A 1,237-nucleotide genomic window follows, 5' to 3' on the forward strand; every position below is an offset into this window, starting at 1 on the left:
ACCGGAATTCTGAAAGAAGATTATAATCTGAATGAAGCAAAAACAGAAAGGCTGAAAGAAAAATATGGTTCTATTGATTGATGCCAATGTCATTTTGGATGTACTTCTAAATCGCCAGGAATTTGTAAAAGATTCCAGTATTATTTGGAAACTCTGTGAAACTGGAAAAGTGAAAGGCTATGTGTCTGCTCTTACCTTTGCAAATCTGGTCTATATCATGCGGAAACAATTAAATTCAAAGGCAATCGAGGACGTTTTTCAAAAACTGAATCTGATTTTTGATTTTACTGATTTCAGCGTGTCCGATCTGACACGGGCCGCCGAATGGAACTGGGAGGATTTTGAAGACGCAATACAAAGTGCCACCGCAGAGCGTGTTCAGGCCGATTATATTATTACGAGAAATGTCAGAGATTTTTCCAAAAGCAAGGTGATCGCATTTACTCCCTCCGAACTGCTTGCAAGAATCTGAAAGTGCAAAATAGAGGTCTTCCGCAATTTTGGGCAAATGCTGATTTTTTCGGAAAACCTCTATTTTTCTTTTCGCTCCGGTCTTCTCACTTCAATGCGCAGAACCATCGCTTTTATATTTGTTAATCTGCCGCCCGCAGTCTTATAAGCATATTCCTAAGCTGCCGTTTGGTCATGCCGATGCTCTGTATCATGGCAAATTCCTTTTGCCGGGAGACGATGGCCGTCAGCATGGAATTGATAAAGTTCAAAATGCCTACAAATGCGATGATCAGGCTGATGGCAAAACCCATGACGGTGTTGGCCCGTGTCTGTTCCCGATAATGGTCAATCAGAGTGGATTTCGCGGTATAGTTTAAAGACGGATCCACATTCTCCCGGTAGTCAATCAGCGTTTCTTCCGCCTGAGGCTGATATTCCTCCGCCACGTCAAAAAACAGCTTTCTCAGAGTGTTGTCCGGATACATTTGCCGGAATGTATCTGCCGGGAGATAGAAGGAAAGGAAGTCCGCCTGATTGCTGTTGACGCCCTCAGTGATGGTGGATATATCTGCCACAATGGCCATCACTTCATACTCCTGCCCGTCAAGTTCCTCAATGTTTTGAACCAGTTCAGGGGAGATGGTTGTTCCGTAAGGATTATAGGTGTCAAAATTGGAAGAAATCGAACTGTCCTCCACTTCAAAATCACTGATCACCGTCTGGCTCATATATTTATCAATATCAAAACTGGCGTTTTTCCCATAGACACAGGAAAGGAGTACAA

General features: G+C 43.0%; 2 protein-coding genes. One reads left to right on the forward strand and one right to left on the reverse strand.

The window, feature by feature from the left end; translation table 11 throughout:
• Positions 1–64 precede the first annotated feature (64 nt).
• The gene (locus tag HNP82_RS17770) at positions 65–472 is read left to right on the forward strand and encodes a PIN domain-containing protein (protein WP_183776836.1); all 408 of its coding nucleotides are present in this window, start codon (positions 65–67) and stop codon (positions 470–472) included.
• Between the two features lie 121 nt (positions 473–593).
• On the opposite strand, the gene HNP82_RS17775 is transcribed toward HNP82_RS17770, so the two are convergent.
• A partial coding sequence (locus tag HNP82_RS17775; RefSeq protein ID WP_330599727.1) for an FtsX-like permease family protein occupies positions 594–1,237 on the reverse strand: 644 nt, incomplete at its 5' end.

Origin of the sequence: Catenibacillus scindens (assembly GCF_014202115.1) — a bacterium.
GTDB classification, from domain to species: domain Bacteria; phylum Bacillota; class Clostridia; order Lachnospirales; family Lachnospiraceae; genus Catenibacillus; species Catenibacillus scindens.

What these genes read in the sequence shown, in the direction of transcription:
- HNP82_RS17770 (WP_183776836.1), top strand. Translation starts at nt 65, where the DNA reads ATGGTTCTATTGATTGATGCCAATGTCATTTTGGATGTACTTCTAAAT.